15 protein-coding genes are annotated in these 26,516 nt (G+C 63.1%); 9 read left to right on the plus strand and 6 right to left on the minus strand.

Annotated features, from left to right (window positions below; genetic code table 11):
* Positions 1–141 precede the first annotated feature (141 nt).
* The 3 genes from BLT86_RS03345 (at position 142) to BLT86_RS03355 (ending at position 3,035) form a co-directional block, all read left to right on the plus strand.
* Entirely contained in the window at positions 142–1,074 is a 933-nt protein-coding gene (locus BLT86_RS03345) for a D-2-hydroxyacid dehydrogenase (protein WP_092374605.1), read from the plus strand.
* Positions 1,075–1,257: 183 nt separating this feature from the next.
* Entirely contained in the window at positions 1,258–1,707 is a 450-nt protein-coding gene (locus BLT86_RS03350) for a YcgN family cysteine cluster protein (RefSeq protein WP_092374608.1), read from the plus strand.
* Positions 1,708–1,808: 101 nt separating this feature from the next.
* Positions 1,809–3,035 (plus strand): gluzincin family metallopeptidase, encoded by a 1,227-nt coding sequence (locus BLT86_RS03355; RefSeq protein ID WP_059391657.1) that lies wholly within the window; start codon positions 1,809–1,811, stop codon positions 3,033–3,035.
* Positions 3,036–3,070: 35 nt separating this feature from the next.
* Here the strand turns inward: BLT86_RS03355 and BLT86_RS03360 are convergent, their stop codons facing one another.
* Together BLT86_RS03360 and BLT86_RS03365 are read right to left on the minus strand one after the other, a co-directional pair.
* Complete coding sequence (locus BLT86_RS03360; protein ID WP_092374610.1) at positions 3,071–3,541, minus strand: RNA methyltransferase; 471 nt, start codon at positions 3,539–3,541, stop codon at positions 3,071–3,073.
* Positions 3,542–3,762: 221 nt separating this feature from the next.
* A complete protein-coding gene (locus tag BLT86_RS03365) occupies positions 3,763–4,104 on the minus strand; it encodes a YajD family HNH nuclease (RefSeq protein ID WP_003461667.1) in 342 nt (113 codons plus the stop codon).
* 84 nt (positions 4,105–4,188) lie between these two features.
* On the opposite strand from BLT86_RS03365, the gene BLT86_RS03370 reads away from it, so the two are divergent.
* Entirely contained in the window at positions 4,189–4,503 is a 315-nt protein-coding gene (locus BLT86_RS03370; RefSeq protein ID WP_017677442.1) for a hypothetical protein, read from the plus strand.
* Between the two features lie 71 nt (positions 4,504–4,574).
* Here BLT86_RS03370 and BLT86_RS03375 read toward each other — a convergent pair whose 3' ends face one another.
* The gene (locus tag BLT86_RS03375; protein WP_092374613.1) at positions 4,575–6,617 is read right to left on the minus strand and encodes a S9 family peptidase; all 2,043 of its coding nucleotides are present in this window, start codon (positions 6,615–6,617) and stop codon (positions 4,575–4,577) included.
* 105 nt (positions 6,618–6,722) lie between these two features.
* Between BLT86_RS03375 and BLT86_RS03380 the strand changes: the two genes are divergently transcribed.
* The 4 genes from BLT86_RS03380 to BLT86_RS03395 all read left to right on the plus strand — a co-directional run bounded on the left by BLT86_RS03380 (position 6,723) and on the right by BLT86_RS03395 (position 9,013).
* A complete protein-coding gene (locus tag BLT86_RS03380; protein ID WP_017677440.1) occupies positions 6,723–7,196 on the plus strand; it encodes a hypothetical protein in 474 nt (157 codons plus the stop codon).
* Positions 7,197–7,259: 63 nt separating this feature from the next.
* Positions 7,260–7,706, plus strand: a complete 447-nt coding sequence (locus tag BLT86_RS03385; RefSeq protein WP_092380309.1) for an HIT family protein — start codon at positions 7,260–7,262, stop codon at positions 7,704–7,706.
* Positions 7,707–7,710: 4 nt separating this feature from the next.
* Positions 7,711–8,484, plus strand: a complete 774-nt coding sequence (locus BLT86_RS03390; protein WP_092374616.1) for a class II glutamine amidotransferase — start codon at positions 7,711–7,713, stop codon at positions 8,482–8,484.
* 4 nt (positions 8,485–8,488) lie between these two features.
* Positions 8,489–9,013, plus strand: a complete 525-nt coding sequence (locus tag BLT86_RS03395) for a DUF2937 family protein (protein WP_092374619.1) — start codon at positions 8,489–8,491, stop codon at positions 9,011–9,013.
* 34 nt (positions 9,014–9,047) lie between these two features.
* On the opposite strand, the gene BLT86_RS03400 is transcribed toward BLT86_RS03395, so the two are convergent.
* The 3 genes from BLT86_RS03400 to BLT86_RS03410 are packed head-to-tail and all read right to left on the minus strand — an operon-like array spanning position 9,048 to position 13,485.
* Positions 9,048–10,391: a TolC family outer membrane protein gene (locus tag BLT86_RS03400; RefSeq protein ID WP_021490033.1), complete on the minus strand. Its 1,344-nt coding sequence runs from the start codon at positions 10,389–10,391 to the stop codon at positions 9,048–9,050.
* 1 nt (position 10,392) lies between these two features.
* Positions 10,393–11,739 (minus strand): HlyD family type I secretion periplasmic adaptor subunit, encoded by a 1,347-nt coding sequence (locus tag BLT86_RS03405; protein ID WP_092374622.1) that lies wholly within the window; start codon positions 11,737–11,739, stop codon positions 10,393–10,395.
* A 6-nt stretch (positions 11,740–11,745) separates the two neighbouring features.
* On the minus strand, positions 11,746–13,485 hold the full coding sequence (locus BLT86_RS03410; protein WP_092374625.1) for a type I secretion system permease/ATPase: 1,740 nt from the start codon (positions 13,483–13,485) through the stop codon (positions 11,746–11,748).
* Between the two features lie 666 nt (positions 13,486–14,151).
* Here BLT86_RS03410 and BLT86_RS03415 point away from each other — a divergent pair.
* The gene (locus BLT86_RS03415; RefSeq protein WP_092374628.1) at positions 14,152–26,454 is read left to right on the plus strand and encodes a peroxidase family protein; all 12,303 of its coding nucleotides are present in this window, start codon (positions 14,152–14,154) and stop codon (positions 26,452–26,454) included.
* The last annotated feature ends 62 nt before the right edge of the window (positions 26,455–26,516 follow it).

A 26,516-nucleotide genomic window follows, 5' to 3' on the forward strand; every position in this document is an offset into this window, starting at 1 on the left:
CTTGAAAAACGTAGGCGAGGCAGGCAAGACAAGGCAAAAAAAGCCGAAAAAGCGCAGTTTACATGCTGTAAATGAGCATTTTGAGGCTTTTTTTAACGCAGTATTGCCAACGCAGGTAGTTTTTCAACGGCCTGGTAAGTCATGCGCCTGCTGATCGCCGAAGAGGATCATGCGTTCTACGCCGAGCGTATTCGTAGCGCCTGCCCTGAGTTGCAATTGGTCGCCGGCGTACAGCTCGAACAACTGCGTGTGGTCGCCGGCGACTGCGACCTCTGGCTGGGACAGCCCGACCTGCTCGCGCTCTTGTTGCGCGACGGTGTGCGCCCGCAGTGGCTGCAATCGACCTGGGCCGGCATCACGCCGCTGCTGGCGGAGGGATTACCGCGCGATTACCGTCTGACCCGCGCTGTCGGCATCTTCGGTCAGGTGATGGCCGAATACGTGCTCGGTCATCTGCTGGCCCATGAACGGCGCTTGTTCGCCCGCCTGGCGGCGCAGGTCGAGCAGCGTTGGGATCACCGCCTGCCACGCAGCCTGCGCGGACGCCGCGTGTTGGTGGTCGGTTGCGGTGATATCGGTCAGGCCGTCGCCGAGTTTCTCCAGCCTTTCGGCGTGGAACTGCGTGGTGTCGCCAGTCAGGCGCGTGAGCAGGCGCCGTTTCTCGAGGTCGCGGCGATGGATGAACTGCCTCATCTGGTCACCTGGGCCGATTACGTGGTCAACCTGCTGCCGGACACGCCGGCCACGCGCGATCTGTACGATGCCCGGCTGCTTGCCCATTTCCGCCCAGAAGCGGTGCTGATCAATGCCGGTCGCGGTGTCGCCGTGGTCGATGCCGATCTGGTCGCCGCGCTCGAGCGCAACCAGTTGGCCGGCGCGGTGATCGACGTCTGTCGCGAAGAGCCGCTGCCGTCCGGTCATGCGTTCTGGAATGCCCCGCGCCTGCTGCTCACCGGCCACAGCTCGGCGCCTACCGACCCGGCGCTGATGAGTGAGCTGTTCATCGACAACCTGGTGCGCTGGCAAGCGGGAGAGCCGTTACGGGGTGAAGTGGATTTCGCCCGCGGTTATTGAGGCACTTGGCGGGTTGCCCCCGCCCTACGGGTGCAGATCTGTAGGGCGGGTGCAACCCGCCAGCGGCGATGACCGGCTCGTACAATCAATCCCTGATGGCGCCATTCGGCATGCGCCGCTTGGCCAGGGCTGGGGCTCAAGCTAGACTGCCGCGCTTTTTTCGCCTGAGTCCATACCGCTGCCATGGCTGCCAACCTCGAACCCTTCTGGAAACGCAAGACCCTCGCCCAGCTCGATCAGGGGGAGTGGGAGTCGCTGTGCGACGGCTGTGGCCTGTGCTGCCTGCAGAAGCTCGAAGACGAGGACGATGGCGCCGTCTACTACACGCGCATCGCCTGCAAATTGCTGGACTTGCAGACGTGCCGCTGCAGCGATTATCCCAACCGGGTCAAACATGTGCCTGACTGCATTCAGCTCACTCCGGCGCAGGCCGATCAGTTCCAGTGGCTGCCGCCGACCTGTGCTTATCGCCTGGTCAGCGAAGGCAAGGACCTGCCACATTGGCACCATCTGGTCTCTGGCGACCCGGACGCCGTGCACGCCGAGCGCATTTCCCAATCAGGACGCATGCTCAGTGAGAACAGCGTGGCCGAAGACGACTGGGAAGATCATCTGATTTTCCGCGCGGGTTGATTGCCGCGCGGCTTCGTGGCAAATCTGTCCCCCGTTAATGGAATTTGCCCTGTGGCGCAGCTGTCATAAGCTGCCACGTCCCGCATCAGGAGTTTTGCTCGATGTCCCTTCGCTTGCCGTTGTACGCGTCTCTGCTGCTTCTGAGTCTGCCGGCCTTCGCTGCCACGCAGAAGGTCGATCTGGATTACCGGGTGCGCTTTCTGCCCGAGAGCAATCAGGCTGAAGTCAGCATCACGCTGGAGAAGGGCGAGTACGTGCGCAGCCTCGACTTCAATCTTGGCGAAGACGGGCGTTTCAGCGATTTCCAGGCCGATGGCCAGTGGTCGCAGGAGGTTGCCGGGCGCGGCAAGTGGCAGCCAGGCGAGGGCAAGAGCGTACTGAGCTACCGCGTGCTGATCGACAGCGAACGCAAGCCGGGGCGCTACGACGCCAGGATGACTGACGACTGGGCATTGTTCAGGGGCGACGACCTGATTCCGGCGGCCAAGCTCGACCAGCAGAACAAGACCGAGCTGGTGGCGCGCCTGCAGTTCGAGCTGCCCAAGGGCTGGACGAGCGTGGAAACCGGCTGGCCGCGCATCGGCAAGAACCGCTTTCGTATCGACAACCCGCAGCGCAAGTTCGACCGCCCGACCGGCTGGATGCTGGCCGGCAAGCTGGGTACCCGGCGCACCCGCCTGGGTGATACCGAAATCGCCATCTCCGCGCCGGTCGGCGAGGGCATGCGGCGCATGGATATCATGACCTTCCTCACCTTCGTCTGGCCGCATATGCAGCAGGTGTTTCCGCGCGACCCGGACAAGCTGCTGATCGTCGGCGCTGGCGATCCGATGTGGCGCGGCGGCCTGTCGGCGGCCAACTCCTACTTCATGCACGCTGACCGGCCCCTGGTCAGCGAGAACGGCACCAGCTCTCTGGTGCACGAACTGGTGCACGTATTCGGCCGCATCTATGGCCGCGAGCGCAGTGACTGGATCGCCGAAGGCCTGTCCGAGTACTACGCCATCGAATTGATGCGCCGCGCCGGGGGTATCAGCGAAGACCGTTATCAGAAGATCCGCGAGCAGCTGATTCGCTGGAGCAAGCCGGTCAACAGCCTGCGCACCGACAATGCCAGCGGCGCTGTCACCGCGCGTGCGGTGCTGCTGCTGCAGGAGTTGGACCGGGAAATCCGCCAGAAGACCAAGGACAAGGGCAACCTGTCGCTGGATGACGTGACCCGTGGTCTGATGCGTCTGGACAAGGTCAGCACCAAGGACTTCATCGACATCACCGAGAACGTCATCGGCGGTCCGTCGAAGACGCTGGATACGCGGTTGCTGCGTTGAGTGTTACCGCTTCGCTCCCTGTCTGCTGGTTCGAGTCAGAACAAGGGGCCGGAGCGGGTATTGTTACCTTTGGCCAGGCGGTCGTAGAGCACCACGTTGACCGTCGCGGCCAGGTTCATACAGCCCTGGGTCGGGATGTACACGACTTCAGCGCCACACCAGTCGAGAATCTCCTGCTGCAGTGAGCCGTCCTCTGGGCCGAAGATGTACAGCGCCCGGTCGGGATGGGTATAGGCGGGCAGGGCGCGTGCATCATCGACCAGTTCCACCGCCACCGGGGTGCAACCCAGCGGCAGGATCTTGCGCAAATCGTCGATGTTGATCAGCGGGATATCCTGATGAGCCTTCTTGGTGTCGGTGATGAAATCCTTGGCACGGTCGTAGCGGGTGCCGGTGTAGAACACCGAGCTGACGTCATAGCAGCCCGCCGCACGCATGATGGAGCCGACGTTTTCCGGTGATTTCGGGTTGAACAGGCCGATGCAGGCGTATCGTTTGTTGGCCACGGTGGCACTCGCAAAAGCGCCTATTATACGGTGCTAACCACCGGCCCCTAGCAGGCTGTTGAAAAACTACCTACGTTGGCAATACTGCGTCAAAAAGGGCCTCGCGTGCGAGCCCAGTCAAAATGCTCATTTACAACTCGTAAAGTCGATCGCGACTCCGAGCGTTTTTCGGTCGTGTTTTCCTTGTCTTGCCTGCCTCGCCTACGTTCTTCAACGGCCTGCTAGTCCTTTTTCAACAGGCTGGCCAGATCGCCAAAGGCCTTGTAGGTCGATTTGGCAGCCTGAGGGCTGGCGGTGGAGCCTTCGGCGAAATACTGCTGGTCGGTGTAGCGCGAGTGTTCGTTGTCATGACAGAACAGGCACAGCAGCTCCCAGTTGGAACCATCGGCCGGGTTGTTGTGGTGGTTGTGATCGCGGTGATGCACGGTCAGTTCGCTCAGGCGCTTGCCAGAGAACTCGCGGGCGCAGCGGCCGCAGACATGTGGGTACATTTTCAGCGCTTTCTGCCGGTAGCCTTCTTCGGCCTGGGCGGACAGGTAGTAGCGGTTGTTATTGGTGCTCATGACAGAACCTGTTATCGGGAGGTGAACGCTTGACTGGATATGTTGCCAGAATAGAACGAAAGCCAGCTGTACAGGAGATATGTCATGCGCTTGCCTATGTTCGCCGTGATGATTCTGGCCTCCAGCCTTGCCGGCTTGGCCTGGGCTCAGGAACCGATGCGCATGCCGTCCGCGCCTGGGGCAGGTGCGCCGGGCACTGCGACGCCACAGCCTTACGGCCAGCCTTCCACGCCCACTACGATCAAGCGCCAGGGATCGGCGCCCCTCTTACCGCCGCCCCAGGGACAAACACCCCCAGGGACTGCGCCGAAATCCACTGGCGATCAATCGATTCCGCAGCTCGATGAGCAACTGCGCCGCAATAGCCAGGGGCTGGACGGGCAGCGCAAGGCGGAGTGATCGGCGTAGGAGCGGCTTCAGCCGCGATGCTTGGGGAATTGCGGCTGAAGCGGAATGCAGCCCAACCGCTCCTACGGCTGTGCTATCCCGAGCACGCGGAACAGGAAGGCGTACTCCAGCGCCACATCCTTGATGCCCTGATAACGTCCACTCATGCCGCCATGGCCGGCGCCGAGGTCGGTCTTGAGCAGTAGCAGATTGGCGTCGGTCTTTTCGCGGCGCAGCTTGGCCACCCACTTGGCCGCTTCCCAGTACTGCACGCGGCTGTCGTTGTAGCCTGCGACGGCGAGGATGGGCGGGTAGGCCTGGGCGCGTACGTTCTCGTAGGGCGCGTAGGCCTTGATACGTGCGTATACCTCGGGCTGATTCGGGTCGCCCCATTCGTCGTATTCGGTGACGGTCAGCGGCAGGTCCGGGTTGAGCATGGTGTTGAGCACATCGACGAAAGGCACTTCGGCAATCGCAGCAGCGAACAGCTCGGGGCGCTGGTTGAGCACGGCGCCGATCAGCAGGCCTCCGGCGCTGCCACCACTGATCGCCAGTTGCGCGCTGGTGGTCAGACCTTCGGCGATCAGGCGCTGGGCGCTGGCGATGAAGTCGTCGAAGCTGTTCTGTTTGTGCTCGAGCTTGCCGGCACGGTACCAGGCTTCACCCATCTCGCCGCCACCGCGTATGTGCGCGATGGCGAAGACGAAACCGCGCTCCAGCAGGCTCAGGCGGGCGTGGGAGAACCAGGGGTCGAGGCTCGCGCCATAGGCGCCGTAACCATAGAGATAGAGCGGTGCAGGCTTCCCTGCGGCGAATACCTCGCGGCGCGCCACCAGGCTGATCGGTATCTGCGTGCCGTCGGCCGCGGTGGCCCAGAGACGCCGACTTTCGTAGGCGTCGGCATCGAACGGGCCTTCCACCGGTGTCTGCTTGAGGACCTGCTGAGCGCCCGTGGCCAGTTCCAGTTGGCGCACTTGCGCGGGGCGGTTCAGCGCTTCGTAGCGCAGGCGGATCACCGGGCTGTGAAACTCCAGGCTGTCCTGCACGTAGAGGCTGTAGGCCGCATCCGGCAGTTGCACGCGATAGGGGGCCTGGCCCTGCGGCTGCACCTCCAGAATCGGCAGGCCGCCCTCACGCAGGGCAAGGGTGAGCGCGCGCTGGTTCAGCGTGGCGCCTTCGAGCATCACCTGCGGGTCGTGGGCGCGAATCTGTTGCCAGTGCGGGCGCTGCGGCTGCGACTCACTGGCGCGGTAGAGCGCGAAGTTGATGCCGCTCTGATTGCTGCGGATCAGCCAGCACCACTGGCCGTCCAGCATACCGTGATCGACATCGTATTCGTGGCCTTCCTCGCGCGGTGCCAGGCAGCTGAAATCGCCTTGCGGCTGTTGCGCGTCGAGCACCCAGACCTCGCTGGTGGTCTTGCTGCCCAGTTGCAGGATCAACTGGCGCTCGGAGCTGGAGCGGTAGCAGTGCAGGAAGAAGCGGCCATCTGCTTCCTCGAATACGGCTTGCGCAGCGGCGTCGCCGAGGCGGTGACGGTAGAGCTTGTAGGGGCGGTGGGTGTCGTCCAGTTCGGTGAAGAACAGCGTCTGGCTGTCGCCCGCCCAGGTCATGCTGCCGTCGCAGTCGTCGAAGGGCAGTTCGCTGATCTGGCCGCTGTCCAGCTCCTTGACGAACAGACGGTAGATTTCCTCGCCGCTGCTGTCGAGGCTGTAGGCCAGGCGCTGCTGGTCAGGGCTGATGCTGAACGCACCGACGGAAAGAAAGCCGCCGCCGGCCAGTTCGTTGGGGTCGAGCAGCAAGGCTTCACTGGCCGTGTCGACATCCAGCGAACCATCGGCAGGGCGACGGCAACGATAGTGCCGCGGATATTCGTCTCCGGCGGTGGTGCGCTGATAGTAGAGGTAGTCGCCCCAGGGCGTCGGCAGCGACAGGTCGGTCTCGCGAATGCGCCCCTTGATCTCTTCGAACAGCTGCTCGCGCAGGGCCTGCTGCGGTTCCAGCACGGCGTCCAAATAGGCGTTTTCTGCCTGCAGGTGCGCCAGCACCTCGTCACTGTCGCGGTTTTCCAGCCAGTGATAAGGGTCGTTGCCGGCTTCCTGGCGGGCGATGGGGGCAGAGGACATGGCGTGGCTCCAGAGAACGAGAGGGCGACGGCAGGGGCGCCGCGCTGGGCAAAAGCCGCTATCATAAGCGCCCCTTTGCCAGACCTGCCACGCCGGCGCCTGCTTATGATGAATGAAAACGACTACCTCCTGGCCTGGGCGGCCTACGGGATTGCCGCCCTGGGTTGCCTGTTGGTATGGATGCGCCTGACCAGCTGGATGTGGCGCTACGTGCGCGAGCCGCTGCGGGTGCTGATGGCCGTGCTGCTGTTCAGCCCGACCATCGTCGACCCGGCGCGCGAACTGTTCGCGCCGGCTCTCGCGGTTACCGCCATGGATATATTGCTCAAGGTTGGCAACAACGCCTGGCGCGCGGTCGCTGATCTGGCGCTCTACAGCCTGATCGCGCTTGCCGTGTATCTATTGTTCGTCGCTGTTCGCTGGCCCATCGAGCGTTGGTGGAAAGGGCGTCAGAGCGAGCATGTAACCGAGCCCGACGAAGACCCGCGCACCTTGCGCGAGCGCATGGAAGAGGACGACGACCTGCCAATTCGTGACTACGGGCGTGATCGCTCGGGGCGTATGGAACCGCGTATTTGATCTGACCCCTTGCGCCTGCCGGCCCAGGCGTTCAGCATGATGGCCTTGTGCAAGGGAGGCCCGATGGATTGCGTGTTCTGTGCCATTGCCGAGCGACGGCTACCCGCTCATCGTCTGTATGAAGACGAAGATTTCATCGTGCTGCTGGACATCTTCCCGATGCGTCCGGCCCATGTGCTGATCGTCAGCCGCCTGCATGCGCCATTTCTACGTGATTTGCCGCCACCGGTGCGTGAACGTCTGTTGACGCTGGCCGAGCGTATCGCCGCTGCGCTGCGCGAGACGGGCTTTGGTAAGAACGGCATCAACCTGCTGATCAATGACGGCCCGGATTCCAATCAGCACGTGCCCCATCTCCATTTACACCTGATTCCGCGTCGGCCGGGTGACCTGCCGGCGCTGCTCTGGCGATTGCTGGTGCGTTTTCTGCCAATGGGCCGCAAGCGAATCGAAGCGCGTCTGCAAGATGAAGCCGAGCGCCTGCGCCTGATCCTCGGCAAGGAGAATTGATTCGATGTGCGAATTGCTCGGCATGAGCGCCAATGTACCCACCGATATCGTGTTCAGCTTTACCGGGCTGATGCAGCGTGGCGGCCGCACCGGGCCGCACCGTGATGGTTGGGGTATCGGCTTCTACGAAGGGCGCGGCTTGCGTCTGTTCCAGGACCCGCGGGCGAGCAGCGAATCCGAGGTGGCGCAGCTGGTGCAGCGCTACCCGATCAAGAGCGAAGTGGTGATCGGCCATATCCGCCAGGCCAACGTCGGCAAGGTCTGCCTGGTCAACACTCATCCCTTCAGCCGTGAGTTGTGGGGGCGTAACTGGTGTTTCGCCCATAACGGCCAGCTGGCGGGCCTGGATGGCTCCACTACCTTCTACCGACCGGTCGGCGAGGCCGACAGCGAGGCGGCGTTCTGCGATCTGCTCAACCGCGTGCGTCGCGCCTTTCCCGAGCCGGTATCGGTGGAAATGCTCCTGCCGGTGCTGGTGGCGTCCTGTGCCAGTTACCGCAAGCTCGGCGTGTTCAATTGTCTGCTCAGTGATGGCGACTGGCTGTTCAGCTTCTGCTCGACCAAGCTCGCGCATATCACCCGCCGCGCGCCGTTTGGCCCTGCGCAGCTCAAGGACGCTGACCTGAAGGTGGATTTCCAGTCAGAGACCACACCCAACGACGTGGTGACCGTCATCGCCACTGAACCTCTGACCGACAACGAACAATGGTCGCTGTACCAGCCGGGCGAATGGCGCCTGTGGCGCCGCGGCGAATGCATCACTCACGGCAAGGCCTGATCTCATGCTTAGAAGCTACCTGCGCCTGACGCTGTTCGCTTTCGGCCTGTTGCTCGGCGTGCAGGTGCCGGGCTTCGTCGATGACTACGCCAAGCGGGTCGAGGCTCATCGCCTGGAGTCGCAGCAGAGTCTCAAAGGCTTTCAGGAAACGGCGCGCAATTTCTTCAAGGGCGATATGGACGCGCTGGTTGCGCACTACCGCGTCAGCGATGACCCGGTGATGCGCAGCGATGCCAAGAGCGTCGGGCACCTGGTGCAGCGCTCCGCCTTGCTCGAACGCGAATGGCAGGCCATGCAGGGGCCCTGGTACGCCCAGGCCTGGCACCTGGCGACTGGCGCGGATCACGAGCTGTTCGAGGAAACCCTGCTGGCTTACCGTTATCAGGTGCTGTTTACCCCGGATGCGATTCTCTGGGGTGTGATCAGCGCACTGCTGCTGGCCTGGCTGGCGGAGGTGCTGGTGGTGCTGTGCGGCTGGATGTTCGGCGCAGGGCAGACCAGGCGCGCTCAGCAGCGCCACTGGCGCTGAATACCTGCCCCAGGGCATCGGGCAAAACGCCGGCTCAGTAGCCGAGTGCCAACTCCGGCCCCAGGTAGTCATTGACCTGGAGAATATCGTCCTCGCCGAGCAGGCCGACCGCAGCGGCCAGTTGCAGGCGTGCGAGCAGATAGCGAAGTTTGGCTTCGAGCAGATCACGGCGGGCGATGAACACCTGTTCCTCGGCGTTGAGGATATCGACATTGGTACTGGAGCCCGCGAGAAACCCCTTGCGCGCTGAATCCTGTGCCCGCTCGCTGGAAATGACGGCCTGCTGCAGGGCGCGAATGCGTGCCTGGCCGCTCTGCACGCCGCGGAACTCACGGGTTGTGGCGGAGAACACTTCCTCGCGGCTGGCATTGACCTCTTCCCCGGCCTGTTCACGGCTCGCGGTGGCCTGGCGCACCCGCGCGCTGACACCGCCGCCGGAGTAAAGCGGCATGGTGAATTCCAGGCCGATGGAGCTGTAGCGGTTGGTCTGGTTGATGGTGGAGAGCGAATCGCTCTCGCTGTCGGTATAGCCCAGTACCAGGTCGAGAGTCGGCCAGTGGGCGCTGCTGGCGCGTTTGACCTCCTCTTCGGCGAGACCGTGATTGAGCTGGCGTGCGCGCAGCGAAGGGTTGTTCAATTGCGCCTTCTGTAGCCAGTCCTGAAGATTGTCCGGTTGCAGGGGCGGGGTAGGAAATTCCGCGTGCAGGGTGGCGAGTTGATCCGGGTTGTTGCCGAGCAACTCCTGCAGCAGGCGCAGGGCGACCACCAGATTGTCTTCGGCTTCGATCACGCCGGCCTGCGCCAGGTCACGGCGGGCGGTGGCCTGGTCGACGTCGGTGATGGTGCCGTCGCCCAGATCGAAGCGGCGTTTGGCAGCCGCAACCTGCTGCTCGAAAGCCTTGAGCTTGGCGCGCGACAGGTCGATGGTCTCGCGCGTCAGCAACACATCGAAGTAGCGGCTGGCCAGGCGTACGGCAACGCTCTGCGTCTTGGCATCGAACACCGCTTCGCTATAGCTGGCGCGCTGCTTGCCCTGGCGGTACTCGACCATTTTCTGGCGGTTGTACAGCGGTTGACGCAATTGCAGGCTGAGATTTTCCGAGTCGTAGTCCAGATCGTTCTCGATGCGCCGGCCAAATGCATTCTGTTGCTCCTGGGTGCCGTCGACCTGGCTTTTGCTGGCCCTGGCCGTGATCTGCGGCAGTAACCCGGCTCTGCCGATAGCGGGGTTTTCCAGGCCAGCGGCACGCTCGTGGACGGCCGCACGATAGGTCGGGCCCTGCAGTTGCAGCAATTCCCAGGCCTGTAACAGGTCCATGGAGTGGACGGGTAGGCAGGCCAGGCAGCAGAGGCCTGACAGGATCTGGCGTACGAGCATGTCATTGCTCCTTGAAGGCCCCGTCGATGCGATCGAGCATGGGCTTCATCAGATAGCTCATCAGGTTGCGTTCACCGGTCTTGATCGTCACGGTGGCCGGCATGCCGGGGCGAATGCGGTTGCTGCCCAGCTTGTCCATGCCGTCGGCGGTGACCTCGATCTCGGCCAGGTAGTAGGGCTGCTTGTTGGTTTCGTCGATAAGGCGATCAGCGGAAATCGTCAGTACGCGGCCGGGGATGTTCGGCGTCTGCGCGTGATTGAACGCTGGGAAGGCGATGTCCACCGGCAATCCCGGTTGCATCTTGTCGATGGCCTGCACCGGCACCATGGCGTCGACCTGCAGCGGCTCATTGGCCGGCACCACGTCCATGATCCGCGAGCCGGCCTGGATCACCCCGCCTATGGTGGAGGCAGACAGTCCCAGTACCACGCCATCGATGGGCGAGCGGATCACCGTGTTGCTGACTTCGTAGTCCAGTGCTCGCAGACGGTCGGCGAGGGCAGCGGCCTCTTTCTGCATATCGCTGAGCTGCGATTGCACTTCCTGCTGGTAATTCTGTTCAAGCTGGAGGATGCGCAGTTTGAGCTCGGCGATCTGGTTACGCGTACGCCCTGTGTCGGCGATGTTCTGCGCCAGTGAGGCGCTCAGTTCGGCGGCGTTGCGTTCCAGTTCGAGCATGCGATTGCGCGTCACATAACCTTCCGCCGCCAGGCTGCGCACCCCGTCGAGTTCCTGGTTGAGCAGCCTGATCTGCGCGCTGCGCGAGTGCTGTACCTGGCGCAGGCCCTTGAGCTGTTCCTCGGCGCCGTGGATGTTCTCGCGGAGAATCTCGGCTTCGCCGGTCAACGCCGTGCGGCGGGTAGTGAACAGGCGTTGCTGCAGGGCGACGGAGGCATCCAGGCGTGGGTCGTTGGCGAATCGGCTGAGCAACTCGGGGTCGAACTCGACCTGTGTGGCGCCGTCGCGCTCAGCCTGCAAGCGACTTTTCACCGTGCTGACCACTATGTATTGCGCGCTGACCATGCCCTGCTCGGCGATGGCGCGGGTGGCGTCCAGTTCGATCAGTGGCTGGTTGCGTCGCACCAGATCCCCCTCGCGCACCAGGATGGCGCCGACCGAGCCGCCGGTCAGGTGCTGGATGGTCTTGCGGTTGTCGGTGACGTTGACTGTGGCATTGGCCACCACCCCGGCATCCAGCGGCGCGAGCATGGCCCAGAGAATGAATCCACCGAAGCCTGCGAGCACCAGCGACAAGCCCCAGCGACTCGGTTTGCCGTCGTCCATGTCAACCGTGCAGGGGCTATCCGTCAGTATCAGCCCCTTGCTTTCGAACTGCAGATCGGACATGACATATCACTCCTTGGCCCGTACCGAGGCCAGAGTCGGCGACCCCTTGCCGGTGGGGATCACGTTGGCCTGGCGCAACGCGGCGAATACCTCATCGCGGCTGCCGAACATCTGCACAGCGCCTTCGCGCAGTACCAGCACCTTGTCCACCATGTTCAGTACGGTGGGGCGGTGGGAGATCAGCACCAGGGTCTTGCCACGTTGCTTGAGGTCGAGCAGCGCTTGCAGCAACGCCGCTTCGCCGATGTCGTCGAGGCTGGCGTTGGGCTCGTCGAGGACGATCAGTGATGGCTCGCCGTAGAGTGCACGGGCCAGGCCGATGCGTTGCTTCTGCCCACCGGACAACGAGCCGCCGTCGGCGCTCAGGTGGGTGTCGTAGCCTTGCGGCAGGTGCAGGATCATCTCGTGCACACCGGCCTGCCTGGCGGCGAGGATCACCGCCTCGCCGTCGATTGCGCCGAAGCGCGCGATGTTCTCGGCGACGCTACCCTCGAACAACTCGACGTCCTGTGGCAGGTAGCCGAGCCAGGGACCCAGCTCAGCCTTGTTCCATTGATAGATATCGGCGCCGTCCAGGCGCACCTTGCCGCCTTGCGCCGGCCAGACGCCAACCAGCAGGCGTGCCAGGGTGGATTTGCCTGAGGCCGAGGGGCCGATGATGCCCAGGGCCTCGCCGGGTGCCAGGTTGAAGCTGACGCCGCGCAGGATCGGCGTGAGCGAGCCCGGTGCGCTGGCGAAGGCGTTCTCCACGTGGAGCATGCCCAGCGGCTTGGGTAGCGGCATGGACGGCTTGTGCGCAGGAAAGTCAGCCAGCAGCCCGGATAGCCGAGCCCAGGCTGCACGGCTGGAGAGCAACTGCTTCCAGGCCGAGATCACCTGCTCCACCGGCGCCAGGGCACGGCCGGAGAGGATCGAGCAGGCGATCATCATGCCCGGGGTGATGGTGCCCTGGATCGCCAGCAAGGCGCCGGCGCCAAGAATCAGGGACTGCAGGGTGACGCGCACGAAACGACTGCCCCCGGCGATGTAGGCCGCGCGATCGGAGGCCAGGGTCTGCAGCTCGAGAATTTTCAGGTGGTTGCCGAACCAGCGCTGGCGAATCGCCGGCAGCATGCCCATGGCCTCGATCACTTCGGCATTGCGCAGGTTGTTGTTGGCGAAGCTGCCGGATACCAGCGAGGCCTGGTTGGCCTCGGCCAGCGGCTTGCGCGTGCTGACTTCGGTGAGCCAGGCCAGGCCCACCAGCAGTAACGAGCCGATCAGGGTAATCAGGCCGAGCAGTGGGTGTACCAGGTAAATGACCAGCAGGAAGATCGGGGTCCAGGGGGCGTCGAAGAAGGCGAACAGGCCGTTACCGGTGAGAAACTGGCGAACTTGCGAGAGATCCTGCAGTGCCTGTGCCGGGTTGCCGCCGGCGCGGCGCAGGTTGCGCTCGAAGGCGGCGCCGAAGATGCGCTTGTTGAGCATCATGTCGAGGCGGTTGCCGACGCGGATCAGCACGCTTGAGCGCACCACCTCCAACAGCGCCATCAGTACATACAGACCGATCACCAGCACCGTGAGCATCAGCAGGGTGGTGACGTTGCTGCTGACCAGGGCACGGTCGTAGACCTGCAGCATATAAACCGCCGGGGTCAGCATCAGCAGGTTGATCACCCCACTGAAGGCGGCCAGGGCATAGAAGGTTCGGCGCAGACGAAACAACGCCTCGGCCAGCTCGGAACGCGGGGACTGCGGTACGTCCATGGGACCCTCCGGCACTGCTTGTTCGCTGGGCGTCCTGCGTGGTGTGACGGTATTTCGACGATTGGTGTGCAGGACCGTCTATTGGAGACATTTTTTTGTCTCTTTGGGTGTCGCCTTCTAGGTATAGATGGATTTTTCGTCGATGTGCAAGGGAACTCAGCGTCTTATTTTTTCGATGTTTCGTTTTGTTTCATTAAAAAAATCTTTATTCAATAAAAGCTTATAGGAGATAAGGATAATTAACGAGGCGACTGACGGTATCTTGACAATCCTATTGGCTAGGACTTAAGTCTAGGCGTGTGATCCAAGCCAATAAGTCGACACGGCTTTCGTTGGCAAGCTCCTGCATGGGGTGATCACCACCGGAATCACGTTTTACCGGACGCCTGAGGCGTCTTTGCTAGGGCATTTCGCCGACCTGCAACTGCACGGGTCTCCTACTGCCTGATTTCTGACGCTAGGCTTCGTGCCAGCTTCAGCATAGGGACATACCAAATACTGATTGCACGCCGATTAGCCCAGCAGGTCGGTGTGGCAGCGTTTGGCCTCTATCCCGGGAACGCTCTGACGATTGCGTGATGCGCAACGGACAGGGTGGGCTGCTTCTGTGCCAGGGATTCCTCCGATTTCGCGCATTCAGCCGCTGGGTTTCAGAGGTGGAAGGAAATGGCCGATTTCATCAAATCCGATCTCAAGTTCATCCTGCAGCAGATTTTCATTGCTGAGGCGCATGCCGCCGGACAGAGCCTGAGCGAATTGCTGCCCAACTCCCAGGTGCCCTGGGGGCTGCGTACAGTGGATGGCAGCTACAACAATCTGGTGGAGGGCCGTACCTTCTGGGGCGCCGCCGACCAGGAGTTCCTCCTGTTGCTGGACCAACAGTTCCGCAACGACCAGGACGGCGACACCTTCGATATGAACGGTGCGGCGCCCGGTGGGCTGGTGACCAACACCGACTACGGCGCCGCCGGTAACGTGGCCGATGCCGACCCACGGATCATCTCCAACCTGATCGTCGACCAGACCATCAGCAACCCGGCGGCGGTACAGGTTTTCATTGATGCCGGGATGGGCGTGCTTGCCGACGGCAGCCAGCTGGACCCCGATGGCAACCCCTATCCCGTCGGCACCGTGCTGGATCTCGACGGTGTGGCGATTCCTGCCGGCCAGTCGTTATTTATTCCCAATACTGCGCCGGACGAAGGGCTTTCGGCCGGCTTCAATACCTGGTTCACCTTCTTCGGGCAGTTTTTCGACCATGGCCTGGACCTGGTCAACAAGGGCGACAACGGTTTCGTCTTCATTGCGCTGCAGCCGGACGATCCGCTGTACAACCCCGCCACGCCGCAGACCAACTTCATGGTGATTACCCGCGCCAGCGTCGAGGTGGATGCGGACGGCAACCGCGTGCACGTCAACCAGACCACTCCGTTCGTCGACCAGAATCAGACCTATAGTTCCCACGCTTCGCACCAGGTGTTCCTGCGCGCCTATGTGCTGGTGGACGGCCAACCCATGGCCACCGGCAAGCTGCTGACCAACCGCGATCTGGGCGGCGATGGCATCTTCGGTACCGAGGACGACGTGGAACTGGGCGGCATGGCCACCTGGGCCGTGCTCAAGGCTCAGGCTCGCGATGTGCTGGGCATCGAACTGGACGATCAAGACGTCGGCCGGGTGCCGCTGCTGGCCACCGACCAGTACGGCAACTTCATCCCGGGCGCTAACGGTATGCCGCAACTGGTTACCGCCGGCGGCCTGGTCGAGGCCAGCCTGGATGCACCAGTGGACGCCTCCCTGGCGCTGACCACCGGTCATGGCTTCCTAGATGACATTGCCCATTCGGCCAACCCGTTCAACAGCCAGACCGGCGCGCCGCTGGTAGCCGATGCCGATGGTGTGGCCGGGGTCAATGACGGCCTGGCGGGCACCTACGACGATGAACTGCTCGACGCCCACTTCATGGCCGGCGATGGCCGGGTCAACGAGAACATCGGCCTGACCGCCGTGCACCATGTGTTCCACGCCGAGCACAACCGCCTGGTCGAACACACCAAGGACGTGGCCCTGCAGGCCGCCGCCGACGGTGATATCGCCTTCCTCAATCAGTGGCTGCTGCAGCCGGTCGGCGCGATTCCGGCCGATCTGTCGACCTTGGTATGGAACGGCGAACGGCTGTTCCAGGCCGCCAAGTTCGGTACCGAGATGCAGTACCAGCACCTGGTGTTCGAGGAGTTCGCCCGTAAGGTACAGCCGCTGGTGGACGAGTTCCTCATCCCCAACGGTTACGATGCCACCATCAACCCGGCGATCATGGCCGAGTTCGCTCACACCGTGTATCGCTTCGGTCACTCGATGTTGACCGAGACCGTGGATCGCTTCGACCCGAGCTTCCAGAACGACAGCAGCATGGGGCTGATCGAGGCCTTCCTCAATCCGCTGGCGTTCAATGACAACGGCACGCTGACGCCCGAAGAAGCTGCTGGCGCCATCGTCCGCGGCCTGACCCGGCAACTGGGCAACGAGATCGACGAGTTCGTCACCGGTGCTCTGCGCAGCAACCTGCTTGGCCTGCCGCTGGACCTGGCGGCGATCAATCTCGCCCGCGGTCGCGACACCGGCGTGCCATCGCTGAACGAGGCGCGCGCCGAGTTCTATGCCATGACCGGCGACAGCCAGCTCAAGCCCTACACCAGCTGGCTGGATTTCGCCCTGCACCTCAAGCACCCGGAATCGCTGATCAACTTCATCGCCGCCTACGGCACTCATGTCAGCATCACCGGGGTGACTTCGCTGGCGGCCAAGCGCGCCGCAGCCATGGATATCGTGTTCGGCGGTGGGGCGATTTCCGATGACGCGCGCATGGCCTTCCTCAACGGGCCGGCGGCCAGCACCGGGGTCAACGACATCGATTTCTGGATCGGTGGTCTGGCCGAGCAGATCATGCCCTTCGGCGGCATGCTCGGCTCCAGCTTCAACTTCGTTTTCGAGACGCAGATGGAGGCGCTGCAGAACGGCGACCGTTTCTACTACCTGGCGCGCCTGGATGGCCTCAACTTCCTCACCGAGATGGAGGACAACTCCTTCGCCAAACTGGTGATGCGCCATACCGACGCGGTGCACCTGCCGGCGGACATCTTCTCCAGACCGGGGCTGATCCTCGAGGTGAATCAGTCTGCGCAGTTCAACGACGGGCTCGGTAGCGCCGACCCGGTTGGCGACAATCCGCTGATCCCACTGGTGATCCGCGACAACCCGGAGACACCGGGTGTCGAAACCAACTACCTGCGTTACACCGGCGACGAGCATGTGGTGCTCGGCGGCACCGCAGGCGACGACGTGATGATCGGCAGCATCGGCGACGACACCCTGTGGGGCGACGGCGGCAATGACCGCCTGGAAGGCGGCGACGGCAACGACATGATTGAGGGCGGCGCCGGCCATGACATCATCACCGACAAGGGTGGCGATGATGTGCTCAAGGGTGGCGACGGCAATGACGTGATCCACGGCGGTAACGGCTTCAACCTGATCCTCGGCGGCCATGGCAACGACTTCATCATCACCGGTGAGGACGTTTCGGAGGTCTTTGCCGGCACTGGTAACGACTTCATCCTCGGCGCCAAGGGCAACCTGCAGACCATGGGTAACGAGGGCGACGACTGGATCGAGATCGGCACCCAGGACGGCGCGCCTGGCGACAACCTGGAACCCTTTGCCAGCGATAGCGTGAACGGCCATGACGTGTTCATCACGGGACCCGGCTTCGACGAGCTGATAGGCGAGGGCGGCGACGACATCATGGTCGGCTCCGAAGGCGCCGACCACTTCGATGGTGGCTCCGGTTTCGACTGGGCGGTGTACAAGAACGACCCCTTCGGGGTGAAGGTCGACCTGATCGTCGACGATTTCGTCGAGCCGCCGGTGGCTCCGTCCAATGCCGGTATCCTCGACCGTTTCGCCGAGGTGGAAGGTCTGTCCGGTTCGGCCCATGCCGATATCCTGCGCGGCGATAACGCCGACGCGGCGCTGATCGCCCAGGCCGGTGCCCGCGGCAGCGTACTGACGGCCGAGGGTATCGCCCGTATCGCCGGCATGCAGCAGATGCTCACCGAGTTCTTCGGGGCACCGCAGAGCTCCTTCGGCAGCGGCAACATCATCCTCGGCGGCGGCAGTAGTGACGTGCTGGAGGGACGCGGTGGCGACGACCTGCTCGACGGCGACCGCTGGCTCAACGTACGCATCAGCGTGCGCGCCGGGATGGATGCCGACGGTAATCCTAGCGGCCCGGAAATCGCGTCCTTCAACAGCATGAAGGACATGATGCACCTGATGCTCGACGGCACCTACAACCCCGGGCAACTGATGATCGTGCGCGAGATTCTCGACAGCGCCGATAGCTTCGATACTGCGTTGTATGCCGGCCCGCGCGAGAACTACACGGTGACCACGCTTGCCGGCGTGACCATCGTCACCGACAACGTCGGCGACGAAGGCACCGACCGCCTGCTCAATATCGAGCGCATCCAGTTTGCCGACAGCGCACTGGTGTGGGTCGGCGGCCAGTTCGTCGACGAAGTGGCCGGTACCCAGCAGGGCGGCAATTTCTCGCCCACGGGCACGCTGCAGATTCTCGATGCTGGCAGTGGTAATCCCGATAGCACCCCGGCGGTCGGTCAGTTGCTGCGGGTTTCGGCTGCTGGGGTCGTGGATGCGGACAATGCCGGAGGGCTGATCACCGGTCGGCCAGTCAGCTATGTCTGGCAGTATGAGGCAGAGCCCGGCTCGGGCATCTTCCAGGACATCATCGTCGAGGGCGGCGCCCGGCCGTCCACCCAGGATGGCGTTTCCTATCGCGTCACCCCCGATCTGGATGGTCTGGCAATCCGTGTGATCGCCACCTACCAGGACGATAACGGTGTGCTGGAGCGAGTGTCTTCCGCTGCCACCCAGCCGGTGGCTGGAGGCTCGATACCCTTGCCGCCGCCACCGCTGCCGGTGGAAAGCGATGTGGTCAGCCCCGGCAATGGCTTGCGGATGATTCGCTCCGACCTGCAGTTCATCCTCGACCAGATCATCATTGCCGAGCGCCACGCCGCCGGCGAGAACCTGATGGACATTATCCCCAACTCGCGCCTGCCCTGGGGCCTGCGTACGGTGGATGGCTCGTTCAACAACCTGGTGCCGGGGCAGCAGTACTTCGGTGCGGCGGATCAGCCGTTCCCGACCGCGACGACGCAGAACTTCATCAACGACCCGGATGGCGACAGCATCGATCTTAACGGGCCGTTACCGGGCGGTGTGTTCGTCAATGGCAACTATGCCTACGATCCGACCAACCCTGCCTCGCCGCGCGACGTGGTGGACGCCGACCCGCGGACCATCTCCAACCTGATCGTCGACCAGACCATCACCAACCTGGCGGCTGTGCAGGCCTATGTCGATGCCGGCCTGGGTACTCTGGACGCCAACGGCGTGCTGCTGGATCTCAACGGCCAGCCGATCCCGGGCGGGGTGCCGCTGTTTATTCCCAACAGCGCTCCGGACGAGGGGCTGTCGGCGGGCTTCAACTCCTGGTTCACCCTGTTCGGCCAGTTCTTCGATCACGGCCTGGACCTGGTCAACAAGGGCGGCAACGGCACGGTGTTCATCCCGCTGCAGCCTGATGATCCGCTCTATGTCGAGGGTGGCTCGGCCAACTTCATGGTACTGACGCGCGCCACCAACCAGGCGGTGCTGGCCGGTACGGACGGTGTGCTTGGCACCTCCGATGACGTGCATGTGCATGTCAACCAGACCACGCCGTTCGTCGACCAGAACCAGACCTACACCTCGCATGCCTCGCACCAGGTGTTCCTGCGCGAGTACGCCATGACCGACGAGGGCCCGGTGGCTACCGGGCGCCTGCTCAACGGTGCCGATGGCGGCCTGCCGACCTGGGCCGAAATTAAGGCCCAGGCGCTCGACATGCTGGGCATCGTGCTGAGCGATGCCGATGTGGTGAACGTGCCGCTGCTGGCCACCGACCAGTACGGCAAGTTCATCCCGGGTGGCAACGGCTATCCGCAGTTCGTCACCGGTGGTGGTCTGGTTTCCGCCGGACCGGGTGGGGTGGAGGTGCCTAACGATGTGATTCGCACCAATCACGCCTTCCTCGACGATATTGCGCATAACGCCAACCCCTTCAACAGCCAGACTGGCGCGCTGAAGACGGCCGATGGCGACGATGCCGTGGGGCTGACCCTCGGCGGCGGGCAGAGCAGCGGCAACACCTACGACGATGAGCTGCTCGATGCCCACTTCATTACCGGCGACGGTCGCGGCAACGAGAATATCGGTCTGACCGCCATTCACCATGTGTTCCATGCCGAGCACAACCGCGTGGTGGCGCATACCAAGGACGTGGTGCTGGCCTCCAACGACATCAACTTCATCAACCAGTGGTTGCTGGAGCCGGTGAACAGTCTGCCGGGCAGCCCGGATGGCCTGGTGTGGAACGGCGAGCGGCTGTTCCAGGCCGCGCGTTTCGCCACCGAAATGCAGTATCAGCACCTGGTGTTCGAGGAGTTCGCGCGCAAGGTGCAGCCGCAGGTGGACGTGTTCTTCAACGCCACCCAGGTCTACGACAGCACCCTCAACCCGGCGATCCTCGCCGAGTTCGCCCACGTGGTATACCGCTTCGGCCACTCGATGCTGACCGAGACGGTGGATCGCTTCGACCCGAACTTCGTCTCCAGCGAGCTGGGACTGATCGAGGCCTTCCTCAATCCACTGATGTTCAACCAGCTGAACAACCCGGACTTCGATCCGTTGCAGCCGGTAGGACCGGGTAATGAGCAGTACATCACCGTCTCGGCGGAAGAAGCCGCTGGCGCCCTGGCGCGCGGCATGACCCGGCAGCTCGGCAACGAGATCGACGAGTTCGTCACCGAGGCCCTGCGCAACAACCTGCTCGGCCTGCCGCTGGATCTGGCGACGATCAACCTGGCCCGTGGTCGCGATACCGGGGTACCGTCGCTCAACGCGGCGCGTCAGGAGTTCTACAACATGACCGGCGATAGCCAGCTCAAGCCGTACACCAGCTGGGTCGACTTCGCCATGAACCTCAAGCACCAGACCTCGCTGGTCAACTTCATCGCCGCCTATGGTACGCATGAGGCGTTGCTGGCTCTCGACGTCAATACCCTGGCCGAGAAGCGGGCGGTGGCCTTCGCCCTGGTATTCGGCGGCACGGCGTTGATCAACGAGGGAACCGCCGAGGAGCGGTTGTTCGATGCCGATGGTGCTGGCGTCAACCGTGCCGCCTTCCTCTACGGTCCGGCGGCCACTACCGGGGTCAACGCCATCGACTTCTGGATCGGCGGCCTGGCCGAGAAGATCATGCCCTTCGGTGGCATGCTCGGCTCCACCTTCAACTTCGTCTTCGAGACGCAGATGGAGGCTTTGCAGGATGCCGACCGCTTCTACTACCTGGAGCGTCTGGCCGGCCTGAACATGCTCACCGAGATGGAGAACAACTTCTTCTCGCGCATTGTCATGGCCAACACCAATGCCACTCACCTGCCGGGGGATATCTTCTCCACCCCGGGCTTTATCCTCGAGGTGGACCAAGCCAGGCAGTACACCGGCCTGGGCGACGATGGCCGCGCCGATCCGGAAGGCGATAACCCGCTGCTGCCAGACGTTATGCGCGGGCCAAACTTCCTGCAGTACAACGGCGGCGAGCACGTGGTGCTCGGCGGCACGGACGGCAATGACACCCTGGTGGGCGGCATCGGCGATGACACCCTGTGGGGCGACGCCGGTAACGACCGCCTGGAGGGCGGCTTCGGCAACGACCTGATCATGGGCGGGGTCGGCGACGACATCATCACCGACATGGGCGGTGACGACATCATCCGCGCCGGCGAAGGCAACGACGTGGTGCATGCCGGCAACGGCATCAATCTGGTGATGGCTGGCCACGGCAAGGACTTCGTCATCTCCGGCGAAGACTCCACCGAGGTGTTTGGCGGCCCGGGCGACGACTTCATCCTCGGCACCCGCGGCAACGAGGCGCAGTTCGGTAACGAAGGCAACGACTGGCTGGAACTGGGCGGTCCCGACGGCAACGGCGGCGACAACTTCAACGAGTTCGGCCTGGACGACGTGATCGGCCATGACGTGTTCATCGGCGAGTTCGGCATCATCGACCGCATGGACGGCGAGGGTGGTGACGACATCATGTTCGGCAACGGTGGCGAGGGCGACCGCTACGTCGGTGGCTCCGGCTTCGACTGGGCGGGCTTCCGCGACGATCCGTTCGGGGTCAACGTCGACTTCCGTCTGCGCGCCTTCGATGAAACGCCGGTGGCACCGTCCGATGTATCGGTGCTGGCGCGCTTCGAATTCATGGAAGGGCTGTCGGGCTCGCACCATGCCGACATCCTCAACGGCGACGACCGCGACGCCACGGCCATCGCCCTGTCCGGTGCCTACGGCAGCGTGCTGAGCGACGACTATATGGACATGGTCGACGGCTTGCGGGCGTTCATCAACCAACTGGCCGATCCACTGACCACCTCCGGCGAGGTCACCTCCTTTGGCGCGGGCAATATCATCCTCGGCGGCAATGGCAGCGATCTGATCGCCGGTAACGGCGGCGACGACCTGATCGACGGTGACATGTGGCTCAACGTGCGTATCAGCGTGCGTGCGAACAACGACGGTACGGGCCCGGAAATCGCCACCTTCAACAGCATGGTGCCGATGATCCCGTTCATGCTCAACGGCACCTACAACCCGGGGCAACTGGTCATCGTCCGCGAGCTGATGTCCGGCACGGTCGACCCGAACAACCTCGGGCACTCCTTCGATACGGCGGTCTACTCGGGGCTGATGTCCGAGTATGAAGTGATCGAGTGGGGCGACGGCCTGTGGGGCGTGCGTCATATCGGCCCGGCGCCCGTTGACAACGACGGTGACGGCCAGCTCGATGCGGTCGGCGCCGATGGCGCGGACATGATCCGCAATATCGAGCGCATCCAGTTCAACGATCAGGCCATGGTGCTGGTCGAAGGACGCAATGCCGAGGTGGAAGGCGTGCTGCGTATCAGCGACGGCTCGCCCAGTGTCGGCCAGGTGCTCAGCGTGTCGGCTGCGCTGGTGCGCGACGCCGACAACATCGGCGTCGGTAATCCGAACGGCACCATCACCGGGCCGATCAGCTACTACTGGCAGGTGGATCCTGAGGGCGACGGTACCTTCGAAGATATCGTGACGGAAAATATCGGCGGTGAGGCCGCCCGTGCCACCGGCCCGAACTTCACCGTGACACCCGAGCTCGAGGGCCTGGCCCTGCGCGTCAAGGCGATCTACAAGGACGCTCACGGCGTGCTGGAAACCGTGTTCTCGGCACCGACCACGGCCGTTACTCTGGTGGGCGATCCGAACGACCTACCGGTGGGTACGGTATCGCTCAGCAATCTGCTGCCGCTGAGTGGGCAACCCCTCTCTGCCATCCTGGACTTCACCGATGCCGATGGCTTGGCGGGTGTCGAATTCCACTATCAGTGGCAGCGCGGTGACGGGGTGAGCTTTACCGATATACCCGGTGCCAACAACGCGACGTTCCTGCCCGGCCAGGCCCTGGCCGGACAGATGCTCCGCGTGCTGGTCAGTTATACCGACAATGGCAATACCCTCGAACTGGTGACCTCGGTCGCCGTGATGCTCGGCCTGGGTATCGCCGGTACTGCCGGTGACGATCTGCTGATCGGCACGCCCGCCGTGGATATGCTCGAGGGCATGGCAGGCAACGACACCCTCATCGGTCTGGCCAGCGATGACCTGCTCTATGGCGGCGAAGGCAATGACTTCATCGATGGTGGAGAAGGCGATGACCTGATGGTCGGTGGCCCAGGCAACGATACCTATTTAGTCGACAGTGTTGGCGATCAGGTCGTTGAGCTGGCCGGCGAGGGCACGGATACCGTGCGGACCACGCTCGCCAGTTACAGCCTGGGCGATCAGGTGGAGAACCTGACTTTCATCGGCACGGGCAACTTCACCGGCGCCGGCAATGCGCTCAGTAACCTGATCATCGGCGGTACCGGGGATGACACGCTGCAGGGCGGCGATGGCAACGATACCCTGCAAGGCGGCACTGGCAATGATCTGCTCGATGGCGGCACAGGTACCGACAGCATGAGTGGCGGTGCTGGTGACGATATCTACAGGGTGGATAACTTCGCCGATCAGGTCATCGAGGCGGCCAATGCCGGCAACGATACCGTGCTCACCACACTGGCCAGTTACGTGCTGGGCGCCAACGTTGAGAATCTCAGCTTCATCGGCGTCGGGGCGTTCGTCGGAACCGGTAATACCCTGGCCAACGTCATCGTCGGTGGCGGCAGTAACGACACGCTCAACGGCGGGGCGGGTAATGACACCCTGATCGGTGGCGCGGGCGCCGATGTCATGATCGGCGGTGCTGGCAACGATACCTATGAGGTCGACGAAGTCGGTGATCAGGTCGTGGAAGGTGCGGGCGGCGGTACGGATCTGGTTCGCACCACGCTGACCAGCTACACCCTGGGCGCCAATGTCGAGCACCTGACCTACCTCGGTGCGGATGCCTTCACCGGTACCGGTAACGGCTTGGCCAATACCATCACCGGCGGGACGGGCAATGATGTGCTCAATGGTGGGGACGGCAACGATACCCTGCAGGGCGGTGACGGCGATGACTGGCTCGATGGTGGGGCTGGCAACGACTCCATGAGCGGTGGTGCCGGCAACGATACCTATGTGGTCAACGCGGCTGGCGATCAGGTGATCGAGGGGGTAGATGGCGGAACCGATACGGTCAGTACGACGCTGGCCAGCTACACCCTGGGTGCCAATGTCGAGAACCTGTTCAAGGTCAATGGCGGCAACTTCAGCGGTACAGGTAATGCCTCGGCCAACCAAATCGTCGGCGGCAGCGGTAACGATGTGCTCAACGGCCTGGCCGGCGATGATGTGCTGGAAGGTGGTGTGGGCAACGACACCCTGGATGGTGGTACGGGCGACGACCTGATGATCGGTGATGCCGGCAACGACACCTACGTGGTCGACAGCCTCGGCGACCAGCTGATCGAGGAGGAGGGAGGCGGCACCGACACTGTGCGCACAACGCTGAACAACTACACCCTGGCTGCATTCCTCGAACACCTGACCTTCATCGGTGCAGGCAATTTCGTCGGAACCGGCAATGCTCTGGCCAATACCATCACTGGTGGTGCAGGCAACGATGTGCTCGATGGTGGGGCGGGCGCAGACCGCATGGTCGGTGGCGCCGGTAGCGATTTCTACTACGTCGACAATGCCGGCGATGTGGTGGTGGAAGCGGCAGGCGCTGGCGCCGACACGGTGTACTCGACCCTGGCCAATTACACCCTGAGTGCCAATGTCGAGAACCTGATCCATGGCGGGGTCGGCAGCACTGTGGCCAACGGTAATACGCTGGCCAACGTGATGCAGGGCAATCTGGGCAACGACGTGCTCAATGGCCTGGGTGGCAACGATACCCTGCAGGGCATGGACGGCGACGATACCCTCGATGGTGGCGCCGGTAATGACCTGCTCGAGGGTGGCGGTGGTGATGACATCCTTCTCGGCGGGGCCGGCAATGACACCCTGATCGGGGGCAGCGGCAACGACTTCCTCGATGGTGGTGCGGGCAATGACCTCATGCGTGGTGGTAGCGGCAATGACATCTACGTGGTCAATGCGGTTGGCGATCAGGTCATCGAAGAGGCCGATGAGGGCATCGATACGGTACGCACCACTCTGGCCACCTACACCCTGGGGGCCAATGTCGAGAATCTGGTCAAGATCAACGGCGGAGCCTTCACCGGCAACGGCAACGAGCTGGCCAACCAGATCGTCGGCGGAGGTGCTAACGACGTGCTCAACGGCCTGGCCGGTGACGATGTGCTGGAAGGCGGTGCCGGTAACGACACGCTCAACGGCGGCGAGGGTGACGACCTGATGGTCGGCGGTGTCGGCAACGACACCTATGTGGTCGACAGTGTGGGCGACCAGGTAGTGGAGGGCGTTGGTGCAGGAACCGACACGGTGCGCACCACGCTGTCCAGTTACACCCTGGGCGACAACGTGGAGCATCTCACCTTCATCGGCGCCGGCAACTTCAGCGGTACCGGTAATGCCCTCAACAACACCCTCACCGGCGGTGCCGGAGACGACGTGCTGGACGGCGGCGCAGGTATCGACCGTCTGGTCGGTGGCGCGGGTAACGACAGTTACTACGTCGATGTTGCGGGAGATGTGATCGTCGAGGCGGCCAATGGCGGAGTGGATACGGCGTACTCCAGCAGTGCCAGCTACATCCTGGGCGCCAATGTGGAAAATCTGGTGCATATCGGCGGCAACGCCACAAATGCGGCCGGTAATGGCTTGGCCAACACGATGTCTGGCGGTGTAGGCAATGACACCCTCAGTGGCTTGGGCGGCAACGATCTGCTGTATGGCGGCGAAGGTAACGACACCCTGATAGGCGGCGCCGGTATCGATCAGCTGTACGGCGAGGCCGGCAATGACACCCTGCTGGGTGGTGACGGCAACGACCTGCTGGATGGTGACGATGGCAACGATGTGCTGATCGGTGGCCTGGGCAACGACGTGATGACCGGTGGCGCTGGCGATGACTTCATGGATGCCAGTCAGGGCAACGACATCCTGGTGTTCGGTGCGAACTTTGGCAACGACACCGTGATCGGCTTCGATGCCAATCCGGCTGGTGGTCAGGATCTGCTGAACATCGCGGCCTTCGGTCTGACGCTGGACACCTTCGCCAGCCGGGTCGCCATCGGCGATGCCGGAAACGACACGGTGGTGACCATCAATGGCGTCGATGGCGGCACCATCACCCTGGTTGGAGTCACCAATCACACCACGGTGACGGTAGCTGACTTCCAGTTGAGTTGAGTCGGGAAGCATGGTGCCTGGCTTTGCCAGGCACCATGGCGACAAGGGTATAAACCTTGAGG

The organism is Pseudomonas sihuiensis (assembly GCF_900106015.1).
GTDB lineage: Bacteria > Pseudomonadota > Gammaproteobacteria > Pseudomonadales > Pseudomonadaceae > Aquipseudomonas > Aquipseudomonas sihuiensis.